General features: G+C 61.9%; 25 protein-coding genes. 18 read left to right on the top strand and 7 right to left on the bottom strand.

The window, feature by feature from the left end; all coding sequences use genetic code 11:
* The first annotated feature begins 57 nt into the window (after window positions 1-57).
* From H663_RS34665 to H663_RS34645, 5 genes are all read left to right on the top strand, one after another.
* Entirely contained in the window at window positions 58-1419 is a 1362-nt protein-coding gene (locus H663_RS34665; protein ID WP_133240034.1) for an MFS transporter, read from the top strand.
* A 48-nt stretch (window positions 1420-1467) separates the two neighbouring features.
* Complete coding sequence (locus H663_RS34660; protein ID WP_053169309.1) at window positions 1468-3168, top strand: FAD-dependent oxidoreductase; 1701 nt, start codon at window positions 1468-1470, stop codon at window positions 3166-3168.
* 20 nt (window positions 3169-3188) lie between these two features.
* Window positions 3189-4238: a histone deacetylase family protein gene (locus H663_RS34655; protein ID WP_053169307.1), complete on the top strand. Its 1050-nt coding sequence runs from the start codon at window positions 3189-3191 to the stop codon at window positions 4236-4238.
* A complete protein-coding gene (locus H663_RS34650; protein WP_053169305.1) occupies window positions 4235-5425 on the top strand; it encodes a M20 aminoacylase family protein in 1191 nt (396 codons plus the stop codon). Before H663_RS34655 ends, H663_RS34650 begins: the two co-directional genes overlap by 4 nt.
* 70 nt (window positions 5426-5495) lie before the next feature.
* Complete coding sequence (locus H663_RS34645) at window positions 5496-6239, top strand: helix-turn-helix domain-containing protein (RefSeq protein ID WP_053169303.1); 744 nt, start codon at window positions 5496-5498, stop codon at window positions 6237-6239.
* 33 nt (window positions 6240-6272) lie between these two features.
* Here the strand turns inward: H663_RS34645 and H663_RS34640 are convergent, their stop codons facing one another.
* A complete protein-coding gene (locus tag H663_RS34640; protein ID WP_053169301.1) occupies window positions 6273-7148 on the bottom strand; it encodes a PhzF family phenazine biosynthesis protein in 876 nt (291 codons plus the stop codon).
* On the bottom strand, window positions 7148-8563 hold the full coding sequence (locus H663_RS34635; protein WP_053169299.1) for an aminotransferase: 1416 nt from the start codon (window positions 8561-8563) through the stop codon (window positions 7148-7150). The genes H663_RS34640 and H663_RS34635 overlap by 1 nt, the downstream gene beginning before the upstream one ends.
* Window positions 8564-8768: 205 nt before the next feature.
* Here H663_RS34635 and H663_RS34630 point away from each other — a divergent pair, with 205 nt between their 5' ends.
* The 7 genes from H663_RS34630 (at window position 8769) to H663_RS34600 (ending at window position 14807) form a co-directional block, all read left to right on the top strand.
* Window positions 8769-10970: a TonB-dependent receptor gene (locus tag H663_RS34630; RefSeq protein ID WP_165803924.1), complete on the top strand. Its 2202-nt coding sequence runs from the start codon at window positions 8769-8771 to the stop codon at window positions 10968-10970.
* 37 nt (window positions 10971-11007) lie between these two features.
* Window positions 11008-12141: a heme-dependent oxidative N-demethylase family protein gene (locus H663_RS34625; RefSeq protein ID WP_083451008.1), complete on the top strand. Its 1134-nt coding sequence runs from the start codon at window positions 11008-11010 to the stop codon at window positions 12139-12141.
* A gap of 6 nt (window positions 12142-12147) precedes the next feature.
* Complete coding sequence (locus H663_RS42530; RefSeq protein WP_116695899.1) at window positions 12148-12324, top strand: FAD-linked oxidase C-terminal domain-containing protein; 177 nt, start codon at window positions 12148-12150, stop codon at window positions 12322-12324.
* 91 nt (window positions 12325-12415) lie between these two features.
* Window positions 12416-13261 (top strand): MotA/TolQ/ExbB proton channel family protein, encoded by an 846-nt coding sequence (locus tag H663_RS34615; protein ID WP_053169293.1) that lies wholly within the window; start codon window positions 12416-12418, stop codon window positions 13259-13261.
* 33 nt (window positions 13262-13294) lie between these two features.
* Window positions 13295-13726, top strand: coding sequence for an ExbD/TolR family protein (locus tag H663_RS34610; RefSeq protein ID WP_053169291.1), 432 nt, complete (start codon window positions 13295-13297; stop codon window positions 13724-13726).
* A gap of 2 nt (window positions 13727-13728) precedes the next feature.
* Window positions 13729-14157: an ExbD/TolR family protein gene (locus H663_RS34605; protein WP_053169289.1), complete on the top strand. Its 429-nt coding sequence runs from the start codon at window positions 13729-13731 to the stop codon at window positions 14155-14157.
* Entirely contained in the window at window positions 14154-14807 is a 654-nt protein-coding gene (locus H663_RS34600; RefSeq protein ID WP_053169287.1) for an energy transducer TonB, read from the top strand. The genes H663_RS34605 and H663_RS34600 overlap by 4 nt, the downstream gene beginning before the upstream one ends.
* 259 nt (window positions 14808-15066) lie before the next feature.
* On the opposite strand, the gene H663_RS42410 is transcribed toward H663_RS34600, so the two are convergent.
* From H663_RS42410 to H663_RS42520, 3 genes are all read right to left on the bottom strand, one after another.
* Window positions 15067-15201 carry a hypothetical protein gene (locus H663_RS42410; protein WP_276309837.1) on the bottom strand — a complete coding sequence of 45 codons (135 nt, stop codon included), beginning with the start codon at window positions 15199-15201 and terminating at the stop codon, window positions 15067-15069.
* A gap of 98 nt (window positions 15202-15299) precedes the next feature.
* Window positions 15300-15527, bottom strand: a complete 228-nt coding sequence (locus H663_RS42525; RefSeq protein WP_420844056.1) for an SDR family oxidoreductase — start codon at window positions 15525-15527, stop codon at window positions 15300-15302.
* A 6-nt stretch (window positions 15528-15533) separates the two neighbouring features.
* Complete coding sequence (locus H663_RS42520) at window positions 15534-15707, bottom strand: SDR family NAD(P)-dependent oxidoreductase (RefSeq protein ID WP_420844055.1); 174 nt, start codon at window positions 15705-15707, stop codon at window positions 15534-15536.
* 385 nt (window positions 15708-16092) lie between these two features.
* On the opposite strand from H663_RS42520, the gene H663_RS34585 reads away from it, so the two are divergent.
* From H663_RS34585 to H663_RS34560, 6 genes are all read left to right on the top strand, one after another.
* Window positions 16093-17067, top strand: a complete 975-nt coding sequence (locus H663_RS34585; protein ID WP_053169285.1) for a Bug family tripartite tricarboxylate transporter substrate binding protein — start codon at window positions 16093-16095, stop codon at window positions 17065-17067.
* Window positions 17068-17117: 50 nt separating this feature from the next.
* Window positions 17118-18023, top strand: coding sequence for an L-threonate dehydrogenase (ltnD, locus tag H663_RS34580; protein ID WP_053169283.1), 906 nt, complete (start codon window positions 17118-17120; stop codon window positions 18021-18023).
* A gap of 121 nt (window positions 18024-18144) precedes the next feature.
* Complete coding sequence (otnK, locus tag H663_RS34575; protein WP_053169443.1) at window positions 18145-19413, top strand: 3-oxo-tetronate kinase; 1269 nt, start codon at window positions 18145-18147, stop codon at window positions 19411-19413.
* A gap of 271 nt (window positions 19414-19684) precedes the next feature.
* The gene (locus H663_RS34570; RefSeq protein ID WP_053169281.1) at window positions 19685-20344 is read left to right on the top strand and encodes a class II aldolase/adducin family protein; all 660 of its coding nucleotides are present in this window, start codon (window positions 19685-19687) and stop codon (window positions 20342-20344) included.
* Between the two features lie 148 nt (window positions 20345-20492).
* Window positions 20493-21326 carry a 2-oxo-tetronate isomerase gene (otnI, locus tag H663_RS34565; RefSeq protein WP_053169280.1) on the top strand — a complete coding sequence of 278 codons (834 nt, stop codon included), beginning with the start codon at window positions 20493-20495 and terminating at the stop codon, window positions 21324-21326.
* A gap of 225 nt (window positions 21327-21551) precedes the next feature.
* On the top strand, window positions 21552-22295 hold the full coding sequence (locus H663_RS34560) for a sulfite exporter TauE/SafE family protein (RefSeq protein ID WP_053169278.1): 744 nt from the start codon (window positions 21552-21554) through the stop codon (window positions 22293-22295).
* Between the two features lie 425 nt (window positions 22296-22720).
* On the opposite strand, the gene H663_RS34555 is transcribed toward H663_RS34560, so the two are convergent.
* A complete protein-coding gene (locus H663_RS34555; RefSeq protein ID WP_053169276.1) occupies window positions 22721-24898 on the bottom strand; it encodes a xanthine dehydrogenase family protein molybdopterin-binding subunit in 2178 nt (725 codons plus the stop codon).
* Window positions 24895-25368, bottom strand: a complete 474-nt coding sequence (locus H663_RS34550; protein ID WP_053169274.1) for a (2Fe-2S)-binding protein — start codon at window positions 25366-25368, stop codon at window positions 24895-24897. Before H663_RS34550 ends, H663_RS34555 begins: the two co-directional genes overlap by 4 nt.
* Window positions 25369-25423: the final 55 nt, after the last annotated feature.

Below are 25423 nucleotides of genomic sequence, written 5' to 3'. Positions count from 1 at the left end.
TTTAGCTTGACAGCTATTTGTCAATGTGTCAATATTGTTTCTGAATTGGAAAATTAATTGAAAAATCAAGTGGACAACATCACCTCGCCGTCTGCAACATCGCCAGTGCCGCGCGGGGCTGCTGAGCCGCCGTGGCCGAGTGCTTCTATGGCGCAGGCTTTCGTGCTGGTGATGTTGGTGGCCGCCACGTTCTCTTTTGTGCACCGCTACGTGCCTTCGGTGCTGGTCGATCCCATCAAGCTGGAAATGGGCATCAGCGATGTCCAGTTCAGCCTGCTGCAGGGCACGGCTTTCGCGGTGCTCTACGGCGCGGCGTCTTTGGTGTGCGGGCTGCTTGCCGACCGCGTGCACCGCCGCAACCTGGTGGTGCTGGGTGTTGCGGTCTGGACCGTTGGCACGGTTCTCTTCGGCTTGTCCACCAGCTTCTCGGGCTTGCTCGCCAGTCGTGCCATGGTGGGCCTGGGGGAGGCCGTGTTGGGGCCTGCCAGTATTTCCATGCTGTGCGACTACTTCCGCCCTGAGCGTCGCGGCAGGGCCATTGCGGTGTCGCTCTTCGGTGCCACGCTGGGCAGTGCATTGGCCTTTGCTGCGGGGGGCCACATGCTGGAGGCGGCGGCTGCAGGCCAGTATGCCGGCCTGCCGTGGGTGGGCGATCTCGCGCCCTGGCGCCAGGTGGTGGTGTTGATGGGGGTGAGCGGGTTTTTGCTGGTGCCGGCCATCCTTGCTTTTCCGGAACCGCAGCGCCGCGCCCTGGCCGTTGCTGAACACGTGGGCAACCGGGCGCAGGAGTTGTGGTCCTTGCGCGACCGCATCGTGCTTGTGGTGCTGGCGGGTGCCACGGTGGCGCTGGCCGACTTCGGCTTCAGCATCTGGGCCACTGCGCTGCTGACACGGACGCATGGCTTCAGCGTGGCCGACGCCGGATCCATACTGGGAGCATGCATGTTGATCGCCGGCGTCGGCGGTGGATGGCTTGGCGGTGTGCTCTGCGACCGCGCACACGAACGCTCACCACTAACTGGACGCATCGACACGGTCGTGCGGGCCGCGATCGCCATGCTGCTGTCGGCCTGTTTGCTGCTGCTGCCTGGTGGTTGGGCTGCCGTCGCGGCCTTTGCCTGTTGGCAGGTGGCCGCCAATGCGGCCTATGTCGGCTGTGCTTCGACCTTGCAGGACCAGGTCAGTGGGCGCACCCGTGGCATTGCTGCGGCCTTGGCCTTGTGCATGTCGATCGGATGCGGCCTGGGCCTGGGTCCAACCTCGGTGGCAGCACTCAACCAGCAAATCGGTGGCGGCGGCGACGCTTTGTCTACCAGCCTGCTCATCGTGTTGCTCGTCGCTGGGGCGGCCACTTTGACTTGCTCCTGGTTGCTGCGGCGTCGTCTGGCCAAGCGGGGTTTGTCATCGGGCGATGCTTGATGCTAGGGATTAAGGTGGGAATGTCATGATGATTTGGAGTGCACAGCAATGATGCTTGAATGCGATGTGTTGGTGGCAGGGTCGGGCGCAGCGGGCCTGGCGGCTGCGGTGACTGCAGCCCACCAGGGGTTGCGCGTGGTGGTGGTGGAGAAGGCGCCCGTGTTCGGTGGAACCTCTTGCTTCTCTGCAGGTCTGGTCTGGATTCCAGGCAGTCGCCAAGCGCGCGCTGCCGGCATTGAAGACGACCCGGCGCTCGCGCTGCAGTACCTGCGCGGTGAGGGCGGTGCCTACACCGACGAAGCCAAGGCCGAGGCCTATGTGCGCCAGGCGGCTGACATCTTTGCGTGGTTCGAAGACCACACACACGTCAGCTACCACCTCTCTCCACTGTGGCCCGACTACCACCAAGGCGTGGCAGGCGCATCGCGCGGGGGCCGCTCGCTGGGGGCCAACCCGTTCGACGCGCGACGCCTGGGCCCGCGCATGCGCGACCTGCGCCCACCGCTGTCCAGCACCACGATCTTCGGCGGCATGATCGTTGGCCGTGAGGATCTGATTCACTACTACGGCATGTCCAAGTCCTGGCAAAGCCGTGGCGTGGTGGGCCGCAGGTTCTTGCGCTACGTGATGGATCGCTTGGGTGGGCATGGGCGCAGCACGCGGTTGTCCAATGGCAACGCCTTGGTGGCCATGCTCGCGCTCAGTGCTTTTGAGCGTGATGTCGATCTGCGGCTGAACACGCCGGTGCAGCAGTTGCTGGTGGAGGACGGCCGGGTCGCGGGCGCGATGGTGCAGACACCCGAAGGGCCTTGCGAGATTCGAGCGCGTGCTGGCGTCGTGCTCGCCTGCGGCGGCTTTCCGGCCAGCCCTGAACTGCGCGCGCGCTACTACAACCATGTCACGGCGGGCAAGAACCACCGCACCGCAGCGCCGTCTGGCAACACGGGCGACGCATTGCACTTGGCTGGTCAGGCAGGCGTTGCGATCAAAGATACGCAGCATCACCCAGCGGCCTGGACACCGATGTCACTGGTGCCGCAAGCGGATGGCACCGATGTGCCTTTCCCTCACTACAACGACCGCGGCAAGGCGGGCTACATCGCGGTGGACCGGCGCGGACGGCGCTTCATCAGCGAGTCCCTGTCCTACCACGACTTCGTTCCAGCCATGATCAACGCCTGCCGAGACGACGCCGAAGTGTGCAGCTGGATCGTCTGTGACAGCCGCGCCATCCGGCAGTACGGGCTCGGACGGGTGCCGCCCTGGCCCTTGCCCATCGGGTCTTTCGTTGGCAGCGGCTACCTCAAGCGCGGGCAGACGCTGGATGAGCTGGCGCAGGCCTGTGGCATCGATGCCACCGGCCTTCGTCAGACGGTGGCACGGCTGAATGCGGGTGCGGAACGCGGCATCGACGAAGAGTTCAACAAAGGAGCCGACGTCTATGAACGCTTCAATGGCAGCCGGGGCCATGCGCCCAATCCTTGCGTGGCAGCCATTGAGCAGGGGCCCTTCTACGCCGTGAAGGTGGTGCCTGGTGACATTGGCAGTTTCGTGGGTCTTCGGACCGACGAGCACGCCCGGGCGCTGGACGTGCAGGGTCAGCCCATCGAGGGCCTGTATGTGGCGGGCAACGACGCGGCCAGCTTCATGGGCGGCACCTATCCCGGTGCCGGCATCACCCTGGGCCCGGCAATGATCTTTGGCCACATCGCCGCCCGCCACGCAGCGCAGCGCCTGCACGTCGCCTGAGCACCTCGGAGACCACGCTCATGCTCATCGTCCATGGCAACGCCCACCGCCTGCACGACCCCAGCCCGGCCATGGCACGCGCAGGTCATCCGCCGAACTTCGACTTGGTCGATCGCGTCGATGTGGTGCTGGATGCCTTACGCGCCCCAGGGGCACACCAGCTGCAGCAGGCCGGCGACGCCGGCCTGGCACCCATCGCAAGGGTGCACCGAGCCGACTACCTGAACTTCCTGCAAACAGCCTGGGAACGCTGGCCGAACGACCGTGGTTCGGAACTGGCGTTGCCTCAGTTCTGGCCGGTGCAGGGAAGTCCTGCCGGCGGCATGCCGGCGCGCTGCCCGGACTCCGTCGTGGCCCAGCTCGGCTGGTTTGCCGGTGATGCCATCGCGCCCTTGATGGCGGGCACGTGGGCAGCAGCCTATGAGTCCGCTCAGGTGGCGTTGTCGGCGCAACGCGCAATGGCCGAAGGTGCCCGGTCGGCGCTCGCCCTGTGCCGCCCGCCAGGCCACCACGCAGGCACGGCACGCCTGGCCGGGTATTGCTACTTGAACAATGCGGCGATTGCCGCGCAGGCCTTCATCGACGGCGGTATGCGCCGCGTGGCGGTACTGGACGTGGACTACCACCACGGCAACGGCACCCAGGAGATCTTCTACGAACGTGCCGATGTGCTCGTGTGTTCCGTGCACGCCGACCCGGCCGAAGACTATCCCTACTTCGTCGGTCGTGCTGACGAAATGGGCACCGCCGCTGGCGAAGGCTTCAACCTCAACTGCCCGCTGCCCACTGGCAGCGACTGGGCAACCTGGTGTGAAGCGCTGGAGACCTGCTGCCAACGCATCGTTGCCTACGAGCCTCAGGCTCTGGTGGTCTCACTGGGCGTGGACACGCACCGTGACGACCCGTCCGGCAGCTTCAAGCTCGACAGCAGCCACTTCGTCCCCTTGGGCCGTCGCCTGGCTGAACTGGGGCTGCCGACGCTGTTCGTCCTGGAAGGCGGCTATGCGGTCGAGGTGCTGGGTGTCAACGTCGCGAATGTGCTGGCAGGTTTCGAGGGGAAAGAATCATGATTCGCGACATCGAGGACAGCGCGGCGGAGTTCATGGCCATCCGCCGCGACCTGCACGCACATCCTGAGCTGAGCTTTGCCGAAGAGCGCACGGCCTCCCGTGTGGCCGAGTTGCTAGAGGGCTGGGGTATTCCGGTGGTGCGAGGCGTCGGGCGCACCGGTGTTGTGGGCATTCTGCAGCGCGGCCAGGGCAAGCGCGCCATCGGCCTGCGCGCCGACATGGATGCGCTGCCTGTGGAAGAGCACAACCGCTTCGACCACGCCAGCCGTCACCCTGGCCGAATGCATGCCTGCGGCCACGACGGCCACACGGCGATGCTGCTGGCTGCGGCGCGGCACCTGGCCTTGCATGCCGAGTTCGACGGCACCATCGTGCTGATCTTCCAGCCTGCCGAGGAGGGCGGCACCGGCGCCCTGGCGATGATGGCCGACGGCCTGTTCGAGCGCTTTCCTGTGGATGCCGTCTTCGCTGCACACAACTGGCCGGGCCTGCCTGTGGGGAGTTTCGCGGTCAGCCCCGGGCCGATGATGGCGTCATGCAACGAGTTCACCATCGTTGTGCATGGCAAAGGTGCGCACGCAGCGATGCCGGATCAAAGCATCGACGCCATCCAGGTGGCTTTCCAGATCGGCACGGCGCTGCAGACCATCGTGTCGCGGAATGTCAAACCATCCGAGTCGGTGGTGCTGTCGATCACACAGGTAAATGCCGGAGACGCGCTGAACGTGCTGCCCGACAGCTGCCAGTTGCGCGGGACGGTGCGCTGCTTCTCGGTGCAGGCGCGCGACTTCGTCGAGGCTCGGATGCGACAGTTGGTGCAAAACATCGGTGCCGCCCACGGCGCGCGCTGCGAGATGGAATTCAAGTGCAACTGCCCACCCACCACCAACCATCCGGCGGAGACTGCCTTCCTGCAGGGCGTGCTGCGTGAACTCGTTGGGCCGGCAAACGTTCACACGTTCGAGCCGACCATGAGTGCAGAGGACTTCAGCTTCATGCTGGAGGCCAAGGCCGGTTGTTACTTCATGATCGGCAACGGCGATGGCGACCACCGCCATGCAGGGCATGGCCTGGGGCCTTGCATGCTGCACAACCCGAGTTTCGACTTCAATGATGCCCTGATCCCGATCGGCGCATCGGCGTGGGTGGGGCTGGCCCAGGCCTGGCTCGCACAGGAGAGAATGTGAATATGATGCAACGGGTTAACATTCAGCCGCACCAACCGTTGGTTTCTGACCCTCTGACCCAAGAATATGCATGAGCGACTCCGAGCTTGAAAACCTTAACCTGCCCGCCAGACCCGGGGCGGTGGTGCGAGCCGTGCGCGAGCAGCGCGGCTGGACACTGGCCGAAGTGAGCGAGCGTACGGGCTTGTCTGTTTCCACCCTCTCCAAGGTGGAAAACGACAAGATGTCGCTCACCTATGACAAGCTGTCGCGCATCAGCAAAGGGCTGGCCATCGACATCGGGCAGCTGTTCGCTGCGGGCTCAGCACCCAGCGAAGCAGCGCCTGCGCGGGCGCTCGCCTTTTCAGGGCGGCGCAGCTTGTCCCGCAGCGGCGAGGGCAGTGTCATCGATACGCCCAATTACGGACATGTGTACCCGGCTACCGAGCTGCTGAACAAGCAGATGGTGCCCATCTTCGGACAACCCAAGGCGCGCACGCTGGCGGAGTTCGGTGAACTCCTGCGCCACAGTGGCGAGGAGTTCTCGGTGGTGTTGGAAGGTGCAGTGATGTTCCACACCGAGCTCTATGCCCCGGTGCTGCTGCAGGCCGGCGACTCGGTGTACTTCGATAGCAGCATGGGCCATGCCTACCTGCGTGTCGGCGATGGCCCCTGCCGCGTACTGACCGTCTGCTCGGACGGGCCATCGTTGGCGGCAGCGGGTTATCCGCCAACGATGGATGAGCCACAGCTTGTGCGGGCTCCTGCTTCTCAGGATTCGGCCGCCCCTGCCTCGGCCAAGCCGCTTCCAAAAACCAAGAGCCGCAAGCGCTGAGTTTCACGGTGCCAAAGCCTGCTGGCGGTACTGCTACAGGCAGACAGTGCCGCGAGTCATCTCCACGCACTGGCCAGCCAGCCACACACGCACGCCGTCACCGCCGCGTTGGGCACCGGCATACAGCACGCTCGGACGGCCAATCTCCTCACCCATCTGCATCACGAGCCGGTTGCTCGGCGCACCGTCTCGCTCCAGAAGCAGACCTGCTAGAGCGGCCGTGGCGCTGCCACAAGCGGGATCTTCGGTCACACCATACAGCGGGCCGAAGACGCGCGACCGCAGCTGGTTGCCGTCGCGGGCGTACAGACACAGCATGAAGCGGCCCTGTGGCCCCAGCCAGCGGTCTGCCACCGCCCGGAATGCCGAGGCATCGGGCGCAGCGCGTGCCAGCACCTCCACGGCGACCTCGGCGCACACACAGTCCAGACCTACCGAGGCCACATCGGTTTGTCGGATATCAACCGCGTCCAGTCCGGCGCACGGTGCCAGGTCGGCAGCGTCAGGCGCGGCACTCAGCCTCAGCGCCTTGGGGGTCATCAGACGGCACATGCGCAGTTCGCTGCGGTCGCGCTCCACGTCGATTTCCACCAGTCCGCTGCCGCCCTCGAAGGTCAGGCGACCATGGGTGTCGCGCCCCTGCGCTGCCAGCATCCAGGCGGTGCCGATGTTGGGATGGCCGGCAAAGCCGATTTCTGCCGATGGCGTGAAGATGCGGACCTTGGCGGTATGGCGAGGGTCATCGGGCGGCAGCACGAAGGTCGTCTCGCTGAGGTTGAACTCGCCGGCCAGGGCCTGCATCGTCGCAGTGTCCAGGCCGCGGGCGTCGGCAATGACGGCTAGCGGGTTGCCGCCAAAACGGCGGTCGGTGAACACGTCCAGGGTGACAAACTCGTAGGTCTTGGACATCACACGGCTCCCCGGCGCTGGTCCGCGCTCAACATCGCAGATGCACGTGCAATCGCCCGCTGCAGCATCTCGGCAACCTGGTCGGCATCGCTGCGCGTCAGCATGAGCGGCGGTGAAATGCCCACGATGTCGTTCACGGGCAGGGGCCGGGCGAGCAGGCCTTCTTCCATGGCAAAGGCGGCCACCTGGGCCGAGAACTTCAGTGAAGCGTCAAGCCGCCGCCGGGGCGGGCCCTCGGCCACAAACTCCACGGCTTGGAGCAAGCCAGCGCCGCGCACGTCACCCACCAGCGGGTTGGCAGCCAGGCGCTCGCGCAATTGCTGAAGCAGGTAGGCACCCACCTCGGCGGCGTTCGCGCAAAGCCCTTCTTCCTCGATGATTTGGATGTTCGCCAAGGCTGCGGCTGCGCCCAGTGGGTGTGCCGAGTAGGTGTAGCCGTGCGCAAAGAAGCCGTGCGTTCGCGCGCCATCCTGCAGCGCTTGCCAGACCTTGGGGCCGACCAGCGCGGCCGACAGCGGGGCATAACCGCTGCTCAATCCCTTGGCCAGCGTGATGAGGTCGGCCTCGATGCCATAGCCGTCGACGGCCAACAGATGACCCACGCGTCCGAAGGCGGTGATCACCTCGTCGGCGATCAGCAACACGTCGTACTTGCGAAGCACGCCCTGGATGGCTTCCCAGTAGCCAGGCGGTGGCGGCAGGATGCCGCCAGAGCCGACGACTGGCTCAGCAATGAAAGCGCCAACGGTGTCGGGGCCTTCCTCCAAGATGAGCCGCTCCAGTTCGTCGGCGCAGCGTTGAGAGAAGGCGCGCGGGTCGACCTCCGGAGCCCAGAAGGCATCCGGGGCGATCGTGTGCTTCACCAATGCGAAGGGCAGGTCGAAGCCGCTGTGGTAATTCGGCAGCCCGGTCAGGCTTGCCGTCATCGTGGTGGCACCGTGGTACCCGCGCTGGCGCGCAATGATCTTCTTCTTTTGGGGCTTGCCGATGACGTTGTGGTAGTACCAAACCAGCTTGATCTGGGTCTCGTTGGCGTCCGAACCCGAGAGGCCAAAAAAGACGCGCTTCATGCGTCCGCCTGTGAGCGCGATCAGCTTCTCGGCCAGCAGGATGGCCTTCGGGTGCGAGGCACCCGCGAAGATGTGGTAATAGGGCAACTCGCTTGCCTGCTCAGCTATGGCGTCGACGATGGCTTGTCGGCCATAGCCCACATTCACGCAGTACATGCCAGACATGCCGTCGATGACTGAGCGTCCATGGGCGTCGGTGACGCGAATGCCCGATGCACTTTGCACGATGCGCTGCCCCGGAACCCGGCCGGCGGCAAAGTCGTCGGCGCGGGTGAAGGGGTGCAGCAAGGAGTCGCGATCGCGCTGCTCCAGCGAAGGGGTGACCGGGTGGCTGTCATTGACCATGTGGGGGCTCCTGGGGAAAAATAGTTTCTGTTTTGGAAATATAACGTCAGACAATATCGCTTGTCTACGCTGGCTGCGCCCGCGCTTTTGCTCAGAAGTGGCCTTTCCAGCAGCCGATTGTGTCAGAGTTTTCCATAATAGATAAAGTATTGACATCTTGGAAAATATTCGTCAACAATGAGCTTTCTTTGAAAGGATGGAACCCATGACCCACTTTGCTCCCCTTCTTCGTCTCTCGCCAGTGGCGCTCGCCATCGCCATGCTGGCCCCCTGGTCGGCGCATGCCCAACAAGGTGATCCGGCGCAAACCGGGTCAGGCAGTGGGCAAGCGGCATCGGCCACCACCAGCTTAGAGAGGGTTGAAGTTACGGCGTTGAAAACTCGCCAAAGCCTGCAAGATGTGCCCGCATCCGTCACTGCACTGACGGCCGACGATCTGGCCCGCTCCGGTCTCGTGAACTCAGCCGATCTTCAGCAGAAGGTGCCTGGCCTGAGCCTGTCCTCCGGTGGTCGCGAGACGAACCTGGCCATCCGCGGCGTGTCCAACAATGTGCGCAGCATCGGCGCCGATCCGTCCAATGCCGTGCACCTGGACGGCGTCTATCTGCCGCGATCCAGCATGGCGTTGACCGAACTGTTCGATCTGCAGCGTGTCGAGGTGCTGAAAGGCCCGGAGGGCACCTTGTATGGCCGCAATGCGACGGGTGGCGCCATCAACGTGGTGACGCGTGCACCCACTGCCAAGCCCAGTGCGGAAGGTTTCATTGGTTCCGGCTCACTGGGCCTGCGTCGCACGCAGGTGGCGGTGGGCGGCGGCACGGACGATGTGTCCGGTCGCCTCGCAGTGGCCTACACAAAAGACGACGGTTACACGCGCAACCTGAGCACGGGCACGGGCCTGGACGACAACAACTTCAAGGCTTTCCGCGGCAAGTTGCGTGTGGCGCTGGGCGGGAAGTCTGATCTCACTCTGATGGCCCAAGCGTCCGAAGACAAGGGCACGATCGGCTACGGCGTGTCCACCGACACCGCGATCACCGGGCCGTTGTACCCGTACTCGCTGGGTGATCCCGACTACCGACTGACTGGGGCGGACCACCGCACAAATGCCCGCAACATCCGTCTGGACTCCCCCGTCACCAGCTCGCGCAAGACCAGCGTCATGGCGGCCACCGTGAACTGGGACCTCGGCCCAGTCGGGTTCAAGTCCATCACCGGATTCACGAGTTTCACCAGCGGTGACCGCAATGACGTCGACTGGACCGGCGCCAAGCTGGAAACGCAGGACACCACCACCGACGTCAAGTCCACTTCGCAGGAATTCCAGCTCTACAGCCAAGGGGATGGGCCCCTGGAGTGGACAGCAGGCGTCTTCCTCTACCGCGACAAGGGCACCGAGACGCTGGACTGGCTGGGTTATGGACCCATCAACTGCGGCGTGCCGGGCAGTTGCACCTTCGCACGCCAGACGGTCAAGAGCAGCGGTCGTTCAGAAGCCGTCTTTGGCCAGATGACCTATCGCTTCACGCGCGAGTGGTCTGGCTTGCTGGGCGCACGCTACAGCCGCGACAGCAAGGATGGCGATGCAACCAACCGCAGTTCCGGGGCGAACTTCATTGGCGACGTCAGCTTCTCTTCGTTCACACCCAAGGCGCAACTGCAATGGACGCCAGCGAAGGGGCTGATGGCATATGCCGGCGTGTCCAAGGGCTTCAAGAGTGGCGGCTTCAACTTTGGTTCCGCCGGGATTGAGAAGTTTGAGCCCGAAAGCATTGTGGCAACCGAGGTCGGCGTGCGCAGCACCTTGATGGGCGGGGCCCTGTCGCTGAACGCCTCTGCCTTCAATTACGACTACACGGACCTGCAGTTGAGAACGGCTGTGCTGTCAGGGCCGAAACCCATTGTCAGGGTCACCAACGCCTCCAAAGCCAAAGTTCAGGGCCTTGAGCTGAGCGCCGATCTGGCGCTGGGCGCGGGCTTCGGTGGCGGCCTGTCGGCCGCCTACATCGACAGTGAACTGCTGAGCTACGTGTCCCCATCGACGAAACGCGAGCTCAGCGGTATGCCCTTGCCGCTGACACCCAAGAGCAGCGGCTCGGTCTGGCTGGACCACAAAGTCGCGATGTCCGGAGGGCAACTGCGCAGCCACCTCGAGTACAACTACCGCAGCAGCGTGGTCTTCCCGTTGACGCTGGACCAGGCGAACAACAAGGGTGAGGCCTATGGACTGGTCAACGCATCGCTGCGCTGGACGGCCCCGAGGGACGCGTGGTACATGCAGGCCGGCGTGCGGAACGCCACCGACAAGCTCTACCGCACGATGCGCGCCGACTACACTTTTGGCGGCGTTGTAGAGAGCTTCGGTGCGCCGCGCACCGTTGAGTTCCGGCTCGGCTTCAAGTACTGATGGCCCTCAACGAACCCTGTCACGACCAGGCAAGAGCATGACCGAACCGTTTGACAAACCGAGGGGGCTGATGGGACTCGAGTTCGTCGAGTCCGCATCACCCACTCGCGATGTACCGCATGGCCTCCAGCTGGATGCGGTGCCAGTGGATGCGGAACAGGTGCGCGCCCTGCCGGGCGATCACATGCAGCGCCTGCTGCCCCCTCCGCAGACGGTGTTGATGAATGCCTATCCGGCGGGCGACCCGAGCTGGCTGCAGATTGACTCGACCTACCCCGAGCAGATGAGGCAGCGCTTGGCGCTGCTGGCAACACGGCGCACCTGGGTGGTCGACCGGCTGGACTCGCAGACGGTCTTGCTGGCCGAGACCGAGTTGCGTGATCGCGTCGTGCAGTGGCTCACAACGCAGCATCCGCTCGCGTTCAGCCGGCAAGGCGATCACGTCACTTGCCATCTGACTGGTGTGGTCGTCGATGTCGGTCCGCAGGGCGCGCAGCCGATGGTTGCCGTGGCGGCACTGACCACCGAGGATTTCCTGCTCATGCTGCCCTCAGAAACGGATGCGCAGGGCCAGGTCACCTACCGTCTGATGAGCGGCGCACTGCTGTTTCCAAACGGCTGGTCGTTGCGCAGTTACTTCGATCGGCCTGACCCAGGTCCAGAGCACGAGCAACAGCGCGCGCAGTGGGAAGAGGACCGCAACTTGAGCCACGAACGGGCGAAGCTGGGTCGGACGACACGGGAGATTCACCAGGGCAGCGTGCCGCAATACGAGGCCCACCTCGCAACATCGGTAGACCGTGCGTTTCATGCCATGCGACCTGAACGGGTGGTCTGGAGGCGAAACTGGGGTCCCCACCTGTCGCCTAGGCTGTTTCGACATGCCGATGCGCTGGACCTGGTCCCACCGATGACACCTGAACGACTGCTGGAGCAAGGATTCATCCGTTCCGAGCACCAGACGCTGGTGAAACTGCCGCGCAGTGCTGCGATCGCGTTCGGACTGAAGAACTATCTCTGGCCCGTGCGGGACATGTTGGCGGATCCGCAGGTCCGCAGCGCCCTTGAAGTTGCCGCGCAGCGCACGTGGCCCGAGACCCGCGAGTACATGAGGGGGCGCCACGAAGTCCTGATGGCCTTGCTGGGTATGTCGGCTGACGGCAACGCTTAGTCGCGCATGGGCACTCAATCCACCTCCACCGAGATACAGCTTGGGTGGGACTTCAGGCCAGCATTAGACAGACCGCGCGAATGCACGGGCAGTTTGATGAGTCAGGTGAAACACTCCTTCGATCCGACAGGAATACTGAACCCCGGGAAAATATTGAGCGTGTCGAGTGAAAGAAGAGATTGAATCTGTTTGGATTCACCACAAAAAGTCGCATTTTGGGCGACCCATCCGAGTGCAAAAGAAGTTTGAATTTCATTTTATAAAGGAGATCGTCATGGAGACAAAAATTAACGTGTGGATACGCACCTGGGCCTTGGCACTCGGATTGGTATTTGCTTCAATGGTCGGCATTTCAACCAATGCGTTAGCCCAATCCGCTGCACCAGCAGCTGGGCCTGCGACTGCAGTGTCCCAGACGGCGCAAGTGACACCACAAAAGGCTGAAACCCCGGCAGCCGCCGACAACCCCTATGGCATGGCTGCTGTCTGGACAACTTCGGACTCTGTTGCAAAAGGCGTGCTGTTGATCCTGGTCATCATGAGCATGGGCAGTTGGTACATTTTGGCTGTCAAGGTTCTTGAGCAGCGCAAGGTGGCTCGTTTGGGTCGTGAAGCAGTCGAAAAATTCTGGAGTGCCAGCTCCCTCGCGCAGGGAGCCTCTGCTTTGACCCAGGACAGTCCTTATCAGTTCATTGCTGCTTCTGGTCTGGAAGCCAGCAAAAAACACGGTGGACTCATGAGCCCCATTCCCATGGCGGACTGGATCAGCATGAGCATGCAGCGCGCCGTTGACCGGGTGAACCGCGAAATGCAAAGTGGCCTGTCCTTTTTGGCCACCGTCGGTTCGGTTTCTCCCTTCGTCGGTCTGTTTGGTACTGTGTGGGGCATCTACCACGCGCTGTCGGCCATTGGTATTTCTGGCCAGGCCTCCATCGATAAGGTGGCTGGCCCCGTGGGTGAGGCCTTGATCATGACCGCCATCGGCTTGGCCGTTGCCGTCCCCGCCGTGTTGGGCTACAACTGGCTGGTCAATCGCAACAAAGATGTCATGGATGACGTGCGCAGCTTCGGCCATGACTTGAATGCCGTGCTTGTGGCTTCCACCTCAGCCAAGAACTAATTCATTGCATACCGTACGCAAAAGGGTGGCGCTATGTCGATGAACGTAGGAAGTCCAGACGGAGATGACGGGGCAGTGATCTCAACCATCAACACCACGCCCCTTGTGGACGTGATGCTGGTCATGCTCATCATCTTTCTGATCACCATACCCGTGGTCACTACATCCATTCCGGTTTCTTTGCCCAAGGAACGGGTGGAGATTCGGCAATCCAAACCAGAAAACATCATCATTTCAGTGGACACCATGGGTGGCATCTACTGGTATGACCAGAAAGTGGCCAACGTGGAAGCACTGGTGGACAAGTTGAAGAAAGTGTCCACCGTCACCCCACAGCCCGAAGTGCAAATTCGCGGTGATATGGCGTCACGTTACGAAGGCGTTGGCAAGATCTTGTACGCATGCCAGCGTGCCGGAATTGTCAAAGTGGCCTTCATCACTGAACCACCACCTCTGGGAGGCTAAGCATGGCCATGAACATAAGATCCGGTTCTGGCGCTGGCGATCCAGAAGTGATGATGGACATCAACACGACGCCATTGATTGACGTGATGCTGGTGCTGCTGGTGATGCTGATCATCACCATTCCGATTCAGTTGCACTCGGTCAATCTGGATATGCCAGTAGGCACACCACCGACCAACAGCATCAAGCCTGAAAAAATCCAAATCGACATTGATGAAAACAGTGTGGTTTATTGGCAAGGTCAGGCGGTGTCCGCAGAGCAACTGGAAGCCAAAATGGCCTCCATTGGTCAATTGGTTTCACAGCCCGAGGTGCATATCCGGCCTAATAAGGCTTCGCAATATGCCGTCTTTGCCAATGTCCTGTCCACGTCCAAACGAAAGGGACTGACAAAGATGGCCGTGATTGGAAGTGAGCAGTTCGTCCAATGAATACACGCTCTGGCTTGCATCCGGTCTACAAACCGAAGGACCCCTCGCGGCGCTACAAAGGCATCGCGATTGTGGTTGCACTGCACATTTTGATTGGCTGGGCCATCGTCTCGGGCACGGCCAAGAACGCGCTGGTGGCTTTGAAAAAGCCACTCGAAGCGGTCGTGATCCAGGAAGTCATCATTCCACCGCCGCCTCCACCACCACCGCCGAAGCCAATCAAACCACAAGAGGTGCCCAGGGTCGAAGCGCCACCGCCTCCGTTTGTGCCTCCGCCTGACGTTGCGCCCCCCGCAACGTCGACTGCACCGGTGGTTCAATCAGTTTCAACTCCTCCGCCAACGCTTCCAGTGATTGCCCCGCCAGTGTTACCGGCGCCACCCAAGCCGGCCCCCAATCGATCGGATATCAGAGTGGCCTGCCCGACTCAAGTTCAACCGGAAATGCCTCGAAGGGCGATTCAGCATGGAACTGAAGGGGTCGTCAGAGCGCAAGCTCTGATCAAAGAGGGTGCTGTCAAGGAGGTGACGATTCTGTCTGGACCGAGCGTTTTTCACGCAGCAGTCAGAGCGGCGATGCTGCAATACAAGTGCACAGCCGAATCCGGTGAAATCACCGCGACCCAGGAGTTCGTTTTCAAGAATGAGTGATGAAGCGCAAATGTTGCGTTGAGTTTCAGCAGGCAGCCCCTGACGCAGGCCGATGCCATTCGGCTTGCGATTCGGGCACCACTGTGATTAAGGGTGCAAGCGGACCACCACACGCCGAATTGCCGTCGGTAGCCGACCCAAAGCGGTATTTGTTTTGAAAGAGATGAAGACTGCTTCTAGCCAGAACAACGTCGATCACCACCGACCGTTTCTACACGATCCGGAGCAGTCTATCTTCTGATGACCTTGGATAATTTCATCAAAAAGTCGCGATGAAAAGTGCAAAAAAAATCGCAACAAGCAAGCAGGCAATCACGAAGGTAAACCAGGGGCTAACAGGCTCAGCCTGATTGACATCGACTTCCTCGGAAACGATCACACTGCGCTCATTCATTGGATATCTCTGCAAGTAAAAGTGGAGGTGGCTGAGTAATGGTCAATCGATCAAGATGCCATGCAATTCAAAATTTTAAAATGTTGCGCATGTGCTGGTCAACGTGCTGATGAGCCACCATTTACCCTTACGTTTGCCCAGTGATGAAAAATGCTCGGGCAGAAAGCAACGATCTCCGCGATTTCCTGAGGCCTTGCCATCCTCCCCATTGCATGCATCTGGGCAATGCTTTGACGCTCATCAGCGGTGCGATCTTTCAGAAGGGGTGTATCGACATAAGCTGGTTCAACCGTATGGATGCGCCGCCCTGTTCGTGCATAGTCCAGGATGGCTTATTTGATCAGGCCCACAACACCATGTTGGATGGCAACATATGCTGCTCGACCGGCCATGCTGTTGAGTCCCAGAATCGACGACAAGCTCACTGTGTCACCGCTACCACTGGCCAAAATCGCTGGAATTTCACTGCGCAGGCAATAAAACATGCCAGTCAGATTGAGATCCAGAACAGGCTCCAGACTGCCCGATCGGTACCAGCAACTTGAGCTTTGGGCGACGGAATATCGGGGCTGTTAACCGCCACATGCAAACCACCCCAGCTACTCAATACTTGCTGTACGGACTGATCAACCGAGTCAGCTTTGGTATTGATTAGGCTCTGTGAAGATTTCAATGCTCAAGGGTGTTGTCGGCGTTCAAAGATCCTGAAATGGGCCTGTGCCGAAACCCATCATGTCGGACTCTGCGAGTGCCGACCTACAAGATGACATTTCTCACGCATTCCAAACTTCAGCGTGCCGGAGCAGAAAGAACATGCCCCCGTGATCACCCTGATGCCAACCCTACCCAAAATTTGTATGATGACCTGATCAATTCGAATCAGGACACCCCATGCAACGCAGAAACTGGATCGCGGCAGCGGCCGTATGCCTAGCCGCTTCGCCATTTATGGCCAGCACCGCTTCGGCCCAAGCCTGGCCCACCCGCCCCATCAAGCTGGTGGTGCCTTTTCCGCCCGGTGGCCTGATTGACAACATGGCCCGTCTGGTCGCGCCCAAGCTGGCGCTGGAGTTGGGCCAGTCCATCGTCATTGACAACAAGCCCGGTGCGGGTGGCAACCTGGGCGCGGCCGAGGCGGCGCGTGCGGCGGCCGATGGCTACACCTTGCTCATGGCCTCGCCGCCGCTCACCATCAGCCCGGCGCTGTACAGCAAACTGCCTTACAAGCCCGAGCAAATTGTCCCGGTGGCCCTGCTGGGCCGCGTGCCCAATGTGCTGGTGGTCAACCCGGCTTCGGGCATCAACACGGTGGCCGAACTCACGGCGCTTGCCAAGTCCAAGCCGGGCCAGCTCAATTACGCCTCGAACGGGCAGGGCACCTCGCTGCACCTGAGTGCGGAGTTGTACAAAAGCCAGTCGGGCGCGTTCGTCACGCACATCCCTTATCGCGGCGCGGCCGCAGGTCTCACGGGCCTGATGGCGGGCGAAGTGAACATGATGTTTGACAACCTGCCCTCGGCGCTGGGCCTGATCAACGGCGGCAAGCTCAAGGCCCTGGCCGTGACCACGCCCCAGCGCAGCAGCGCTTTGCCCCATGTGCCCACCATGGAAGAGGCCGGCATGAAGGGCTATCAGGTGTTTGCCTGGTTTGGTGTGGCCGCGCCTGCGGGCCTGCCTGCACCGGTTGCGCAAAAGCTGGAACAAGCGCTGGAGCGTGTGGCCAAGCAGCCCGAAGTCCAGGCCGCCATGCAGAAAGCCGGTGCCGAGCCGACCTGGGTGAACGCCCAAGGCATGGCCAGCTTCATGCAGGCCGACACGGCGCAATGGAAAAAAGTGGCGAGCTTCGCCAAGATCACTTTGGATTGACCCCCACGCTTTGCCAAGCGGGGTGCAGCGATTGACACGGGAGAGATGAGATGACGACAGTCGGTTTGATTGGTTTGGGGGCCATGGGCTCGGGCATGGCCGCATCGCTGCGCCGCGCCGGGCACAGCGTGCAGGTGTTTGATGTGCGCCGCGAGGTGGCCGCTGCGTTTGCCAAAGAGGGCGGCACCGCGCACGACTCGCTGGCCTCGCTGGGCGCGGCGTGTGACGTGATCGTGTCGGTGGTGGTCAATGCCGCGCAGACCGAAGCCGTGTTGTTTGGCGATGGCAGCACCCCGGGTTGCGCGGCCAGCATGAAGCCGGGCAGCGTGTTCGTGATGTGCTCCACCGTGGACCCCAACTGGTCGGTGGCTTTGGAAGAGCGCTTGGAAGCCATGGGTCTGCGTTATGTGGACGCGCCCATCTCGGGTGGCGCTGCCAAAGCGGCATCCGGCCAGATGACCATGATGACAGCGGGCAAGCCTGAGGCCTATGCGCTGGCCGAGCCCTTCTTGAACGCCATGGCTGCCAAGGTTTACAAACTGGGCGACAGCGCAGGCGCGGGCAGCAAGGTCAAGATCATCAACCAGTTGCTGGCGGGCGTGCACATTGCCGCTGCAGCCGAAGCCATGGCGCTCGGCTTGCGCGAGGGTGTGGACCCGGCCGCTTTGTACGAGGTGATCACGAACAGTGCGGGCAACAGCTGGATGTTTGAAAACCGCATGGCCCATGTGTTGGCGGCCGACTACACGCCGTTGTCGGCCGTGGACATTTTTGTGAAGGATTTGGGCATCGTGCTCGACATGGCGCGTGCCAGCAAGTTCCCGCTGCCACTGTCGAGCACCGCGCACCAGATGTTCATGCAGGCCAGCACAGCGGGCTTTGCCAAGGAAGACGACAGCGCGGTCATCAAGATTTTCCCGGGCATTGAGTTGCCCAAAAGCGCAACTCAACTTTGATTCGTTTGCAGGAGCCAGCCTGTTGGCGATGGCTTGCGGTCCACGGGGGATCGCTTGCAGGCAAGCTCCTACACATCTACCCCTCTTGCCATCGTTTGAAACAATAGCCAAGGACATGGACATGCCGAATAACGCTTGCTTGAAACTCGGATGCATCGCCGACGACTTCACCGGTGCGACGGACCTCGCCAACAACCTGGTGCGCTCGGGCATGCGGGTGGTGCAAACCATTGGCGTGCCCACTGGGCCACTGGCCACCGATGTGGATGCGGTGGTGGTGGCGCTCAAGTCGCGCACCATTGCGGCTGCTGAGGCCATCGCGCAGTCGCTCGACGCCTTGAAGTGGTTGCAGGCCCAAGGGGCGCAGCAGATTTATTTCAAATACTGCTCGACCTTTGACAGCACGCCCGAAGGCAACATCGGCCCCGTGACCGAAGCGCTGATGGACGCGCTGGGCACGGACTTCACCATCGCCACCCCCGCCTTTCCGGACAACGGCCGCACCGTGTTCAAAGGTTACCTGTTCGCGGGCAATGTGCTGCTCAACGAATCGGGCATGCAAAACCACCCTCTAACGCCCATGCAGGATGCGAACCTGGTGCGCGTGATGCAAGCACAAACGAAACGCAAGGTGGGCCTGATCGACTACAAAACCGTCGTCCTTGGCGCGGCGGCCATCCGCGAACGGATTGCCGCGCTACGTGCCGAAGGTGTGGGCGTGGCCGTGGTGGACGCGACCAGCAACGACGACCTGCATCTTCTGGGGCCTGCCTTGAAGGACATGCCGCTGGTGACCGCCGGTTCGGGCGTGGCGATTGGCCTGCCCGCCAACTTTGGTCTGGAGCCTTCTTTGCAAGCCAGCCAGTTGCCAGCGGCTGGTGGTTGGCAAGCCGTGGTCTCGGGCAGTTGCTCTTTGGCCACCAATGCGCAAGTGGCGCACTTCAAAGCTTCCGGCCGCCCCGCGATGGCGATCAACCCTGCGGCGCTGATGCACGGCCAAAGCGACGCGGTTGTACAGCAGGTGCTGGCTTGGGCCGCGCCGCTGCTCCAGGACGGCCCGGTGCTGGTGTATTCCACCGCCGAGCCCGAGGCCGTCAAAGCCGTGCAGACGCAGTTGGGTGTGGCCGAGGCGGGCGCTTTGGTTGAACACGCGCTGGCCGCTGTGGCGCGTGGCTTGGCCGATTTGGGCGTGAAGCAGCTGGTCGTGGCGGGCGGCGAGACCTCGGGCGCTTGTGTGCAGGCGCTGGGCGTTGCGCAGTTGCAAATTGGCCCACAAATCGACCCCGGTGTGCCGTGGTGCCATGCACCTTCAGGTGTGCACATCACGCTCAAGTCAGGTAACTTCGGCACCGAAGACTTTTTCAGCAAAGCCTTTGGGGTGTTGCGTTGAACGCTCCCCAACGTCGGGGTCTTCGACCACCGACCTACAGGGCAAGCTATCTTGTAGGTCGGCACTCGAAGAGTCCGACATGGTCGTGACACAGAGTTGGATGTCGTCGGTGTGATGCAGGCAATACGCAAACGCAATTTCAGCGTAGCGCGTGCGCATGTCAGGGCAGGGCATGTCAGGGCAGGCTATCTTGTAGGTCGGCACTCGAAGAGTCCGACATTTTGAAAGAGTCCGTATTTTTGAATGCTGCAACGAGTTTTGGAGACCTCGCATGAATGAATCCCAAGCACGCGAAGAGATCTGCCGCGTGGGCCGCAGCTTGTTTGAGCGGGGCTATGTGCACGCCACGGCGGGCAACATCAGCGTGCGTCTCGATGACGGCTTTTTGATCACCCCCACCGACGCCTGTCTGGGTTTTCTGGACCCGGCACGACTGGCCAAGCTGGATGTGCAGGGCAAACAAGTCAGCGGCGACAAGGGCAGCAAAACCATCGCCTTGCACCGCCAAATTTACGCCGCTGCTTGCGAAACCGATGCGGACACACGTTGCGTCATCCATACCCACAGCACGCATTGCGTGGCGCTCAGCCTGAACGCCGTCGGTCCTGAGTTGCTGGCACCCATCACCCCCTACTTTGTGATGAAAGTCGGCCATGTGCCGCTGTTGCCCTATCACCGCCCCGGCAGCACTCAGGCGGCGCAAGAGGTGGCCGACCTGATCCGCAGCCATGCCGCGCAAGGCACACCCATTCGCGCCGTGATGCTGCCGCGTCTGGGGCCCAATGTGTGGCACGACACGCCTGCGGCCGCCATGGCCACGCTCGAAGAACTCGAAGAAACCGCGCGGCTCATGCTGTTGGCCACCCACACCACGCCATTGACCGCCAGCGAACTGGAGGAACTGCGCCAGACCTTTGGCGCGAAGTGGTGAGCGCTGCCATGGATCGCTTCGTACCTCGCGATGACGTGGCGGTGTGTAGCCTCCCGCCTCGCGATGACGCTGGTTTTGTCATTGCGAGCCAAGCGCGGCAATCCATGCGTGTCGTCCATCACCATCAACACTGACCGAAAGAAAACCCATGCCCCGTTTTGCCGCCAACCTCTCCATGATGTACCCCGACCTGCCATTTCTGGACCGCTTTGAAGCCGCGGCCAAAGACGGTTTCAAGGCCGTGGAGTACTTGTTTCCCTACGCATTCCCAGCACAAGAGCTGGTCGCCCGCTTGAAGGCCAACGGCTTGCAGCAGGTGCTGTTCAACACGCCACCCGGTGGCACCGACAGCGCGAGCTTCACCCAAGCTTGGGAGAGCGGCAGCCGGGGCACGGCCAGTGTGCCCGGGCGCGAAGCCGAGTTCAGGGTCGGTATAGAACAAGCTTTGGTGTATGCCGATGCGCTGAACTGCCCGCGCATCCACGCCATGGTCGGCTTGCGTGCATCAGGCGCAGAAGCTGAAGCGGCCGACGCCACACTCATCAGCAACTTGCAATGGGCCGCCGTCGAAGCCGCCAAGGCCGGGCGCGATGTGCTGATCGAGCCGATCAACACCCGCAGCGTGCCGGGCTTTCACCTCAACCGACAAGACCACGCACACCGCATCGTGCGTGCGGTGGGCGCAGACAACGTCAAGGTGCAGATGGACCTGTTTCATTGCCAGATCGTCGAGGGTGACTTGAGCGCCAAGATTGCCCAGTACCTGCCCACGGGTCGGGTGGGGCATTTTCAGATTGCCGAAGTGCCGCACCGCCACGAGCCGGGCACGGGCGAGGTGAACTGGACACACATCTTCCAGACGATTGACAAAGTCAGCGCCGAATGCGGTTGGGACGGATGGATTGGCTGCGAGTACAACCCGGCCGATGCGTCGGCGGGCGGTACTTCACGCGGCCTGGGCTGGGCGCGCGGCTATTTATGAGCACGCAGATTCGAACAGGGGTGCGATCAGGGCTGAGCACAGAGCAGCGCCCATACATCCGGGACGCTGAAGTTTGAAATGTGTGAGAAATTTCATCTCGTAGGTCGGTACTCGCAGAGTCCGACATGATGGGTCTCGGCACTGGCCCATGTCGGGGTCTTCGACCGCCGACCTGCAACATTTTTGAGTATTGAACACTTCATAGGGCCGAATCAAAAATATGACATGGCAGATGCAACTTACCTGATCTGGGCAGGGCTGGCGGCGGCCCTGGTGGGCCTGTCCAAAGGCGGCTTGCCCACCGTGGGCATGCTGTCTGTGCCCATTCTTTCGCTGTTCATGTCCCCGGTCAAAGCGGTGGTGATGCTGCTGCCGATTTACATCATCTCTGACGCGGTGGGCTTGTGGCTTTACCGCAAAAACTTCAGTGCCATCAACCTGAAAATCCTCATACCCGCAGGCGTGGGCGGGGTGCTGGTGGGATGGCTCACCGCTTCGTTGGTGTCGGACACGGCCGTGAAAATGATGATCGGCCTCATGGGCGTGGGCTTTGTGCTCAACGCCTGGCGCAAGCGCAAAAACGCGCAAGCGCCACGCCCCGCGAACTGGAAAAAGGGATTGTTTTGGGGCGGTTTGTCGGGTTGCACCAGCTTCATCTCGCATGCGGGTGGGCCACCGTTTCAGGTTTACCTCTTGCCCCAAAAACTGCCCAAGTTGGTGTTTGCGGGCACCTCGACCTTGTATTTTGCATGCATCAACCTGGCCAAGCTGGGGCCTTACCACGCGCTACAGCCGTATGGCCCGAGCGAACTGATGGGCGCCTTGGTGCTGATCCCGTTTGCCTTGGCGGGCACCGTGGCGGGCGCCTACCTCACACGCAAGATCGCTGATGACTGGTTCTTCAAAGGGGTGCAAGTGGGCTTGCTGCTGATTTCCATCAAACTGATCGTGGACGTGATTTGGGCTTGATGCCTGGCGCAATAGATGCGGCCTTATGAAGACTGACATGGTTTTGCTACTGCATTCCGGTAAGTTTGTGGCAACAGAGTTGACATGCAGCCCCGACTAACCCTGTCGGAGCTAAAGCTGCCGACCTACAAAGTCCCCCGTAGGTCGGTGGCTTTAGCCCCGACAAGTGCCCGATCACCACCACCCCTTTCGAATCTGTGGATGCGGCCTTGTGAAGTTTTCAATGCGCAAAGATGTTGTAGGTCGGCGGTCGAAGACCCCGACATGGGCCTGCGCCGAAACCCATCATGTCGTACTCTGCGAGTGGCGAGTGGCGAGTGGCGAGTGGCGAGTGGCGAGAGGACATGTCTCACACATTGCAAACTTCAGCGAGCCGGATCATTCAGGCCAAGGCGCAGGTTGCCTTGGCCTGAGCGACTCCAAAATCACACCATCGGCAGCGGCAAAGCACGCAAGCGCTTGCCGTTGATTGACGCGATCGCATTGGCAATGGCCGGGGCCAAGGGCGGCAGGCCCACTTCACCAATGCCACCGGGGTGGTTGTCGGTGGGCATCACCTTCACGAACACTTCGGGCGTTTCGTTGGCGCGCAGCACCTGGTAGGTGTTCAGGTTGGTTTGCAGGGGTTCACCGGCCCTGAAATCCATGCGTTCGTGCAAGGCGGCCGACAAGCCAAAGATGACTGAGCCTTCGATCTGCGCCTGGATGTTTTGCGGCTGCAAAGCGTGACCGCAGTCCACCGCTGCCCAGACCTTGTGCACCTTGGGGCGGCCCTTGACGATGGACACTTGCACCACCATGCCGCAATAGGTGTTCCACGCATCTGAATATGCCAGGCCCAGTGCATGGCCTTTGGGCAGCTTGGCTTTGCCCCATTGCGACATGTCGCCCACGGCCTTGAGCACGGCTTGGCCACGCGGGTGTTTTTTCAGCAAGTCCATGCGGTAGGCCATTGGGTCTGCTTTCACGCCACGCGCCACTTCATCGATCAGGGTCTCGATGGCGAACTTGGTGTAGCCCGGGCCCACTGCACGCCAGAAGCCGGCCTGGATGCCGCGCTCTTCGATCATGAACTGCGCGCTGTGGTCGGGGATGTCGTAGGTGATTTCGACCCCTTCCATCACGGGGGCGTCTTTGCCTCCAGCTGCTTTGAAAGCCGGTGGCACCACGCGTGAATAAATGCCCTCGGACACCACGCGGTGCAGCAGGCCCACGATCTTGCCCTGTGCGTCCACCCCGGCCACCAGGTGCTGGCCGGTCATGGGGCGGTACTTGTCGTGCACCATGTCGTCTTCGCGGGTCCAGATCACCTGAATGGGCGTGCCTGGCATGGCCTTGGCGACAAGGGCTGCATCGGCCGAGTAATCGGCTTCCACGCGGCGGCCGAAACCACCCCCAAGCAAGGTGATGTTGACGGTGATGTTTTCCGGCTTGAAGCCGCCCGCGCCCGCCACCGTGCCGGTCACAAACGAGGCCGATTGCGCCGGTGCCCAGACTTCGATCTTGTCGCCGTCCACACGCGCTGTGCAGTTCATGGGCTCCAGGCAAATGTGGCTGACCATCTCGCTGATGTAGGACGCACTGAAGGTTTTGCTGGCGCCCGCCAACTTGGCCGCTGCGTCGCCGTGCGCGATGAAGGCCACGCCTTTGTCCGTCAGGTCTTCGGCGCGCTTGGTGTATTCCACGCGCATTTGGTCGGTGTACTGCACGCGGGCTTTGGAGTTGCGGCTCCACACCACCTTGAGCTGGTCGCGTGCGGTCTTGGCCGTGAAAAACGAATCGGCCACCACGGCCACGCCGTAGGGCAATCGCACCACGTTTTTCACACCGGCCACCGCACGGGCAGCGCTGTCGTCCACGCTTTCGGGTACCTCGCCTTGCACCGGCGCACGCAGCACCGATGCCCACAGCATGCCGGGCAAACGCTGGTCAATGCCGTACAGCGCCTGGCCGCTCGATTTGGCGGGCACGTCCACGCGGGGAATGTCTTTGCCGATCAGGCGGAACTGCGCCATCGGCTTGAGCATGCTCTTGTCCACCTTGGGCAGCTCGGCCGGGGGCTTGGCCACCTTGGCAATGTCGGCGTAAGTCATGGCGCGGCCGCTGCTGTGGATCACGCGGCTGGCTTCGGTGCGCAGCTCGCCAGCAGGCACGCCCATGGCTTGGGCCGCAGCGTTCACCATCACCAAACGGGCCTGGGCACCAGCCAGGCGCAGAGGCTCGTAATAGCCTTGCACCGTGCGCGATGCGCCGGTGGTCATGCCGCCACCAAAGCGGGGATTGCCAAAGCGTTTGGGGTCACTGGGCGACTGCAACACGCGCACCTGGCTCCAGTCCAGGTCCATCTCTTCGGCCAAAAGCATGGGCATGGCGGTCATGGTGCCTTGGCCCATTTCGGAGGCGGGCGACATCAAGGTGACCACCCCGTCCAGGCCAATGTTGATCCAGCTGTTGGGGGCCATGCCTGCCGCGCCGGGGGCTTGGGCCAGCGCCAGCTCGGTTTGCGTCAGGCCAAAGGACAGGCCCAGGGCCAGACCGCCCGAGCCGAGGATGAAGGAGCGGCGCGATACGCTCGGTGTCAAAGGGGTGTTCATGGTTTTCATGCCTTGCCTCCTTGGAGGGTTTTCTGCGCGTGCGAGACCGCGCTGGCGATCTGGTTGTAGGTGCCGCAGCGGCAGATGTTGCCGCTCATGGCTTCCAAAATCTCAGTGCGGCTGAGGTTCTTTTTGACCACGCTGATCACCTTGGCCGCTGTCATGAGCTGACCCGACTGGCAGTAGCCGCATTGCGGTGCTTGTGCTTTGACCCAACCGGCTTGCAGTGCCTGGCCTGTGGGCGTTTTCATCAGGCCTTCCACCGTGGTGATGTCTTTGCCCTCGGCTGCCGACAGGGGCAGCGCGCATGAACGCACCGGCTGACCGTTCAGGTGCACGGTGCAGGCACCGCACTGCGCAATGCCGCAGCCGAACTTGGTGCCGGTGAGGTTGAGCTTTTCGCGGATGATCCACAGCAAAGGGGTCTCCGGCTTGGCATCGACCGACACGGCCTCGCCATTGACTTTCAATCGAACCATGCGTGTCTCCAGTGGTGTCAACCGATGCAGCCTGACTGTGGCCGCGCAAAACCCA

The sequence above is a fragment of the Limnohabitans planktonicus II-D5 genome, from assembly GCF_001270065.2.
In the GTDB taxonomy this organism is placed as follows: domain Bacteria; phylum Pseudomonadota; class Gammaproteobacteria; order Burkholderiales; family Burkholderiaceae_C; genus Limnohabitans_A; species Limnohabitans_A planktonicus.
This window is presented reverse-complemented; position numbering and strand designations above follow the sequence as displayed.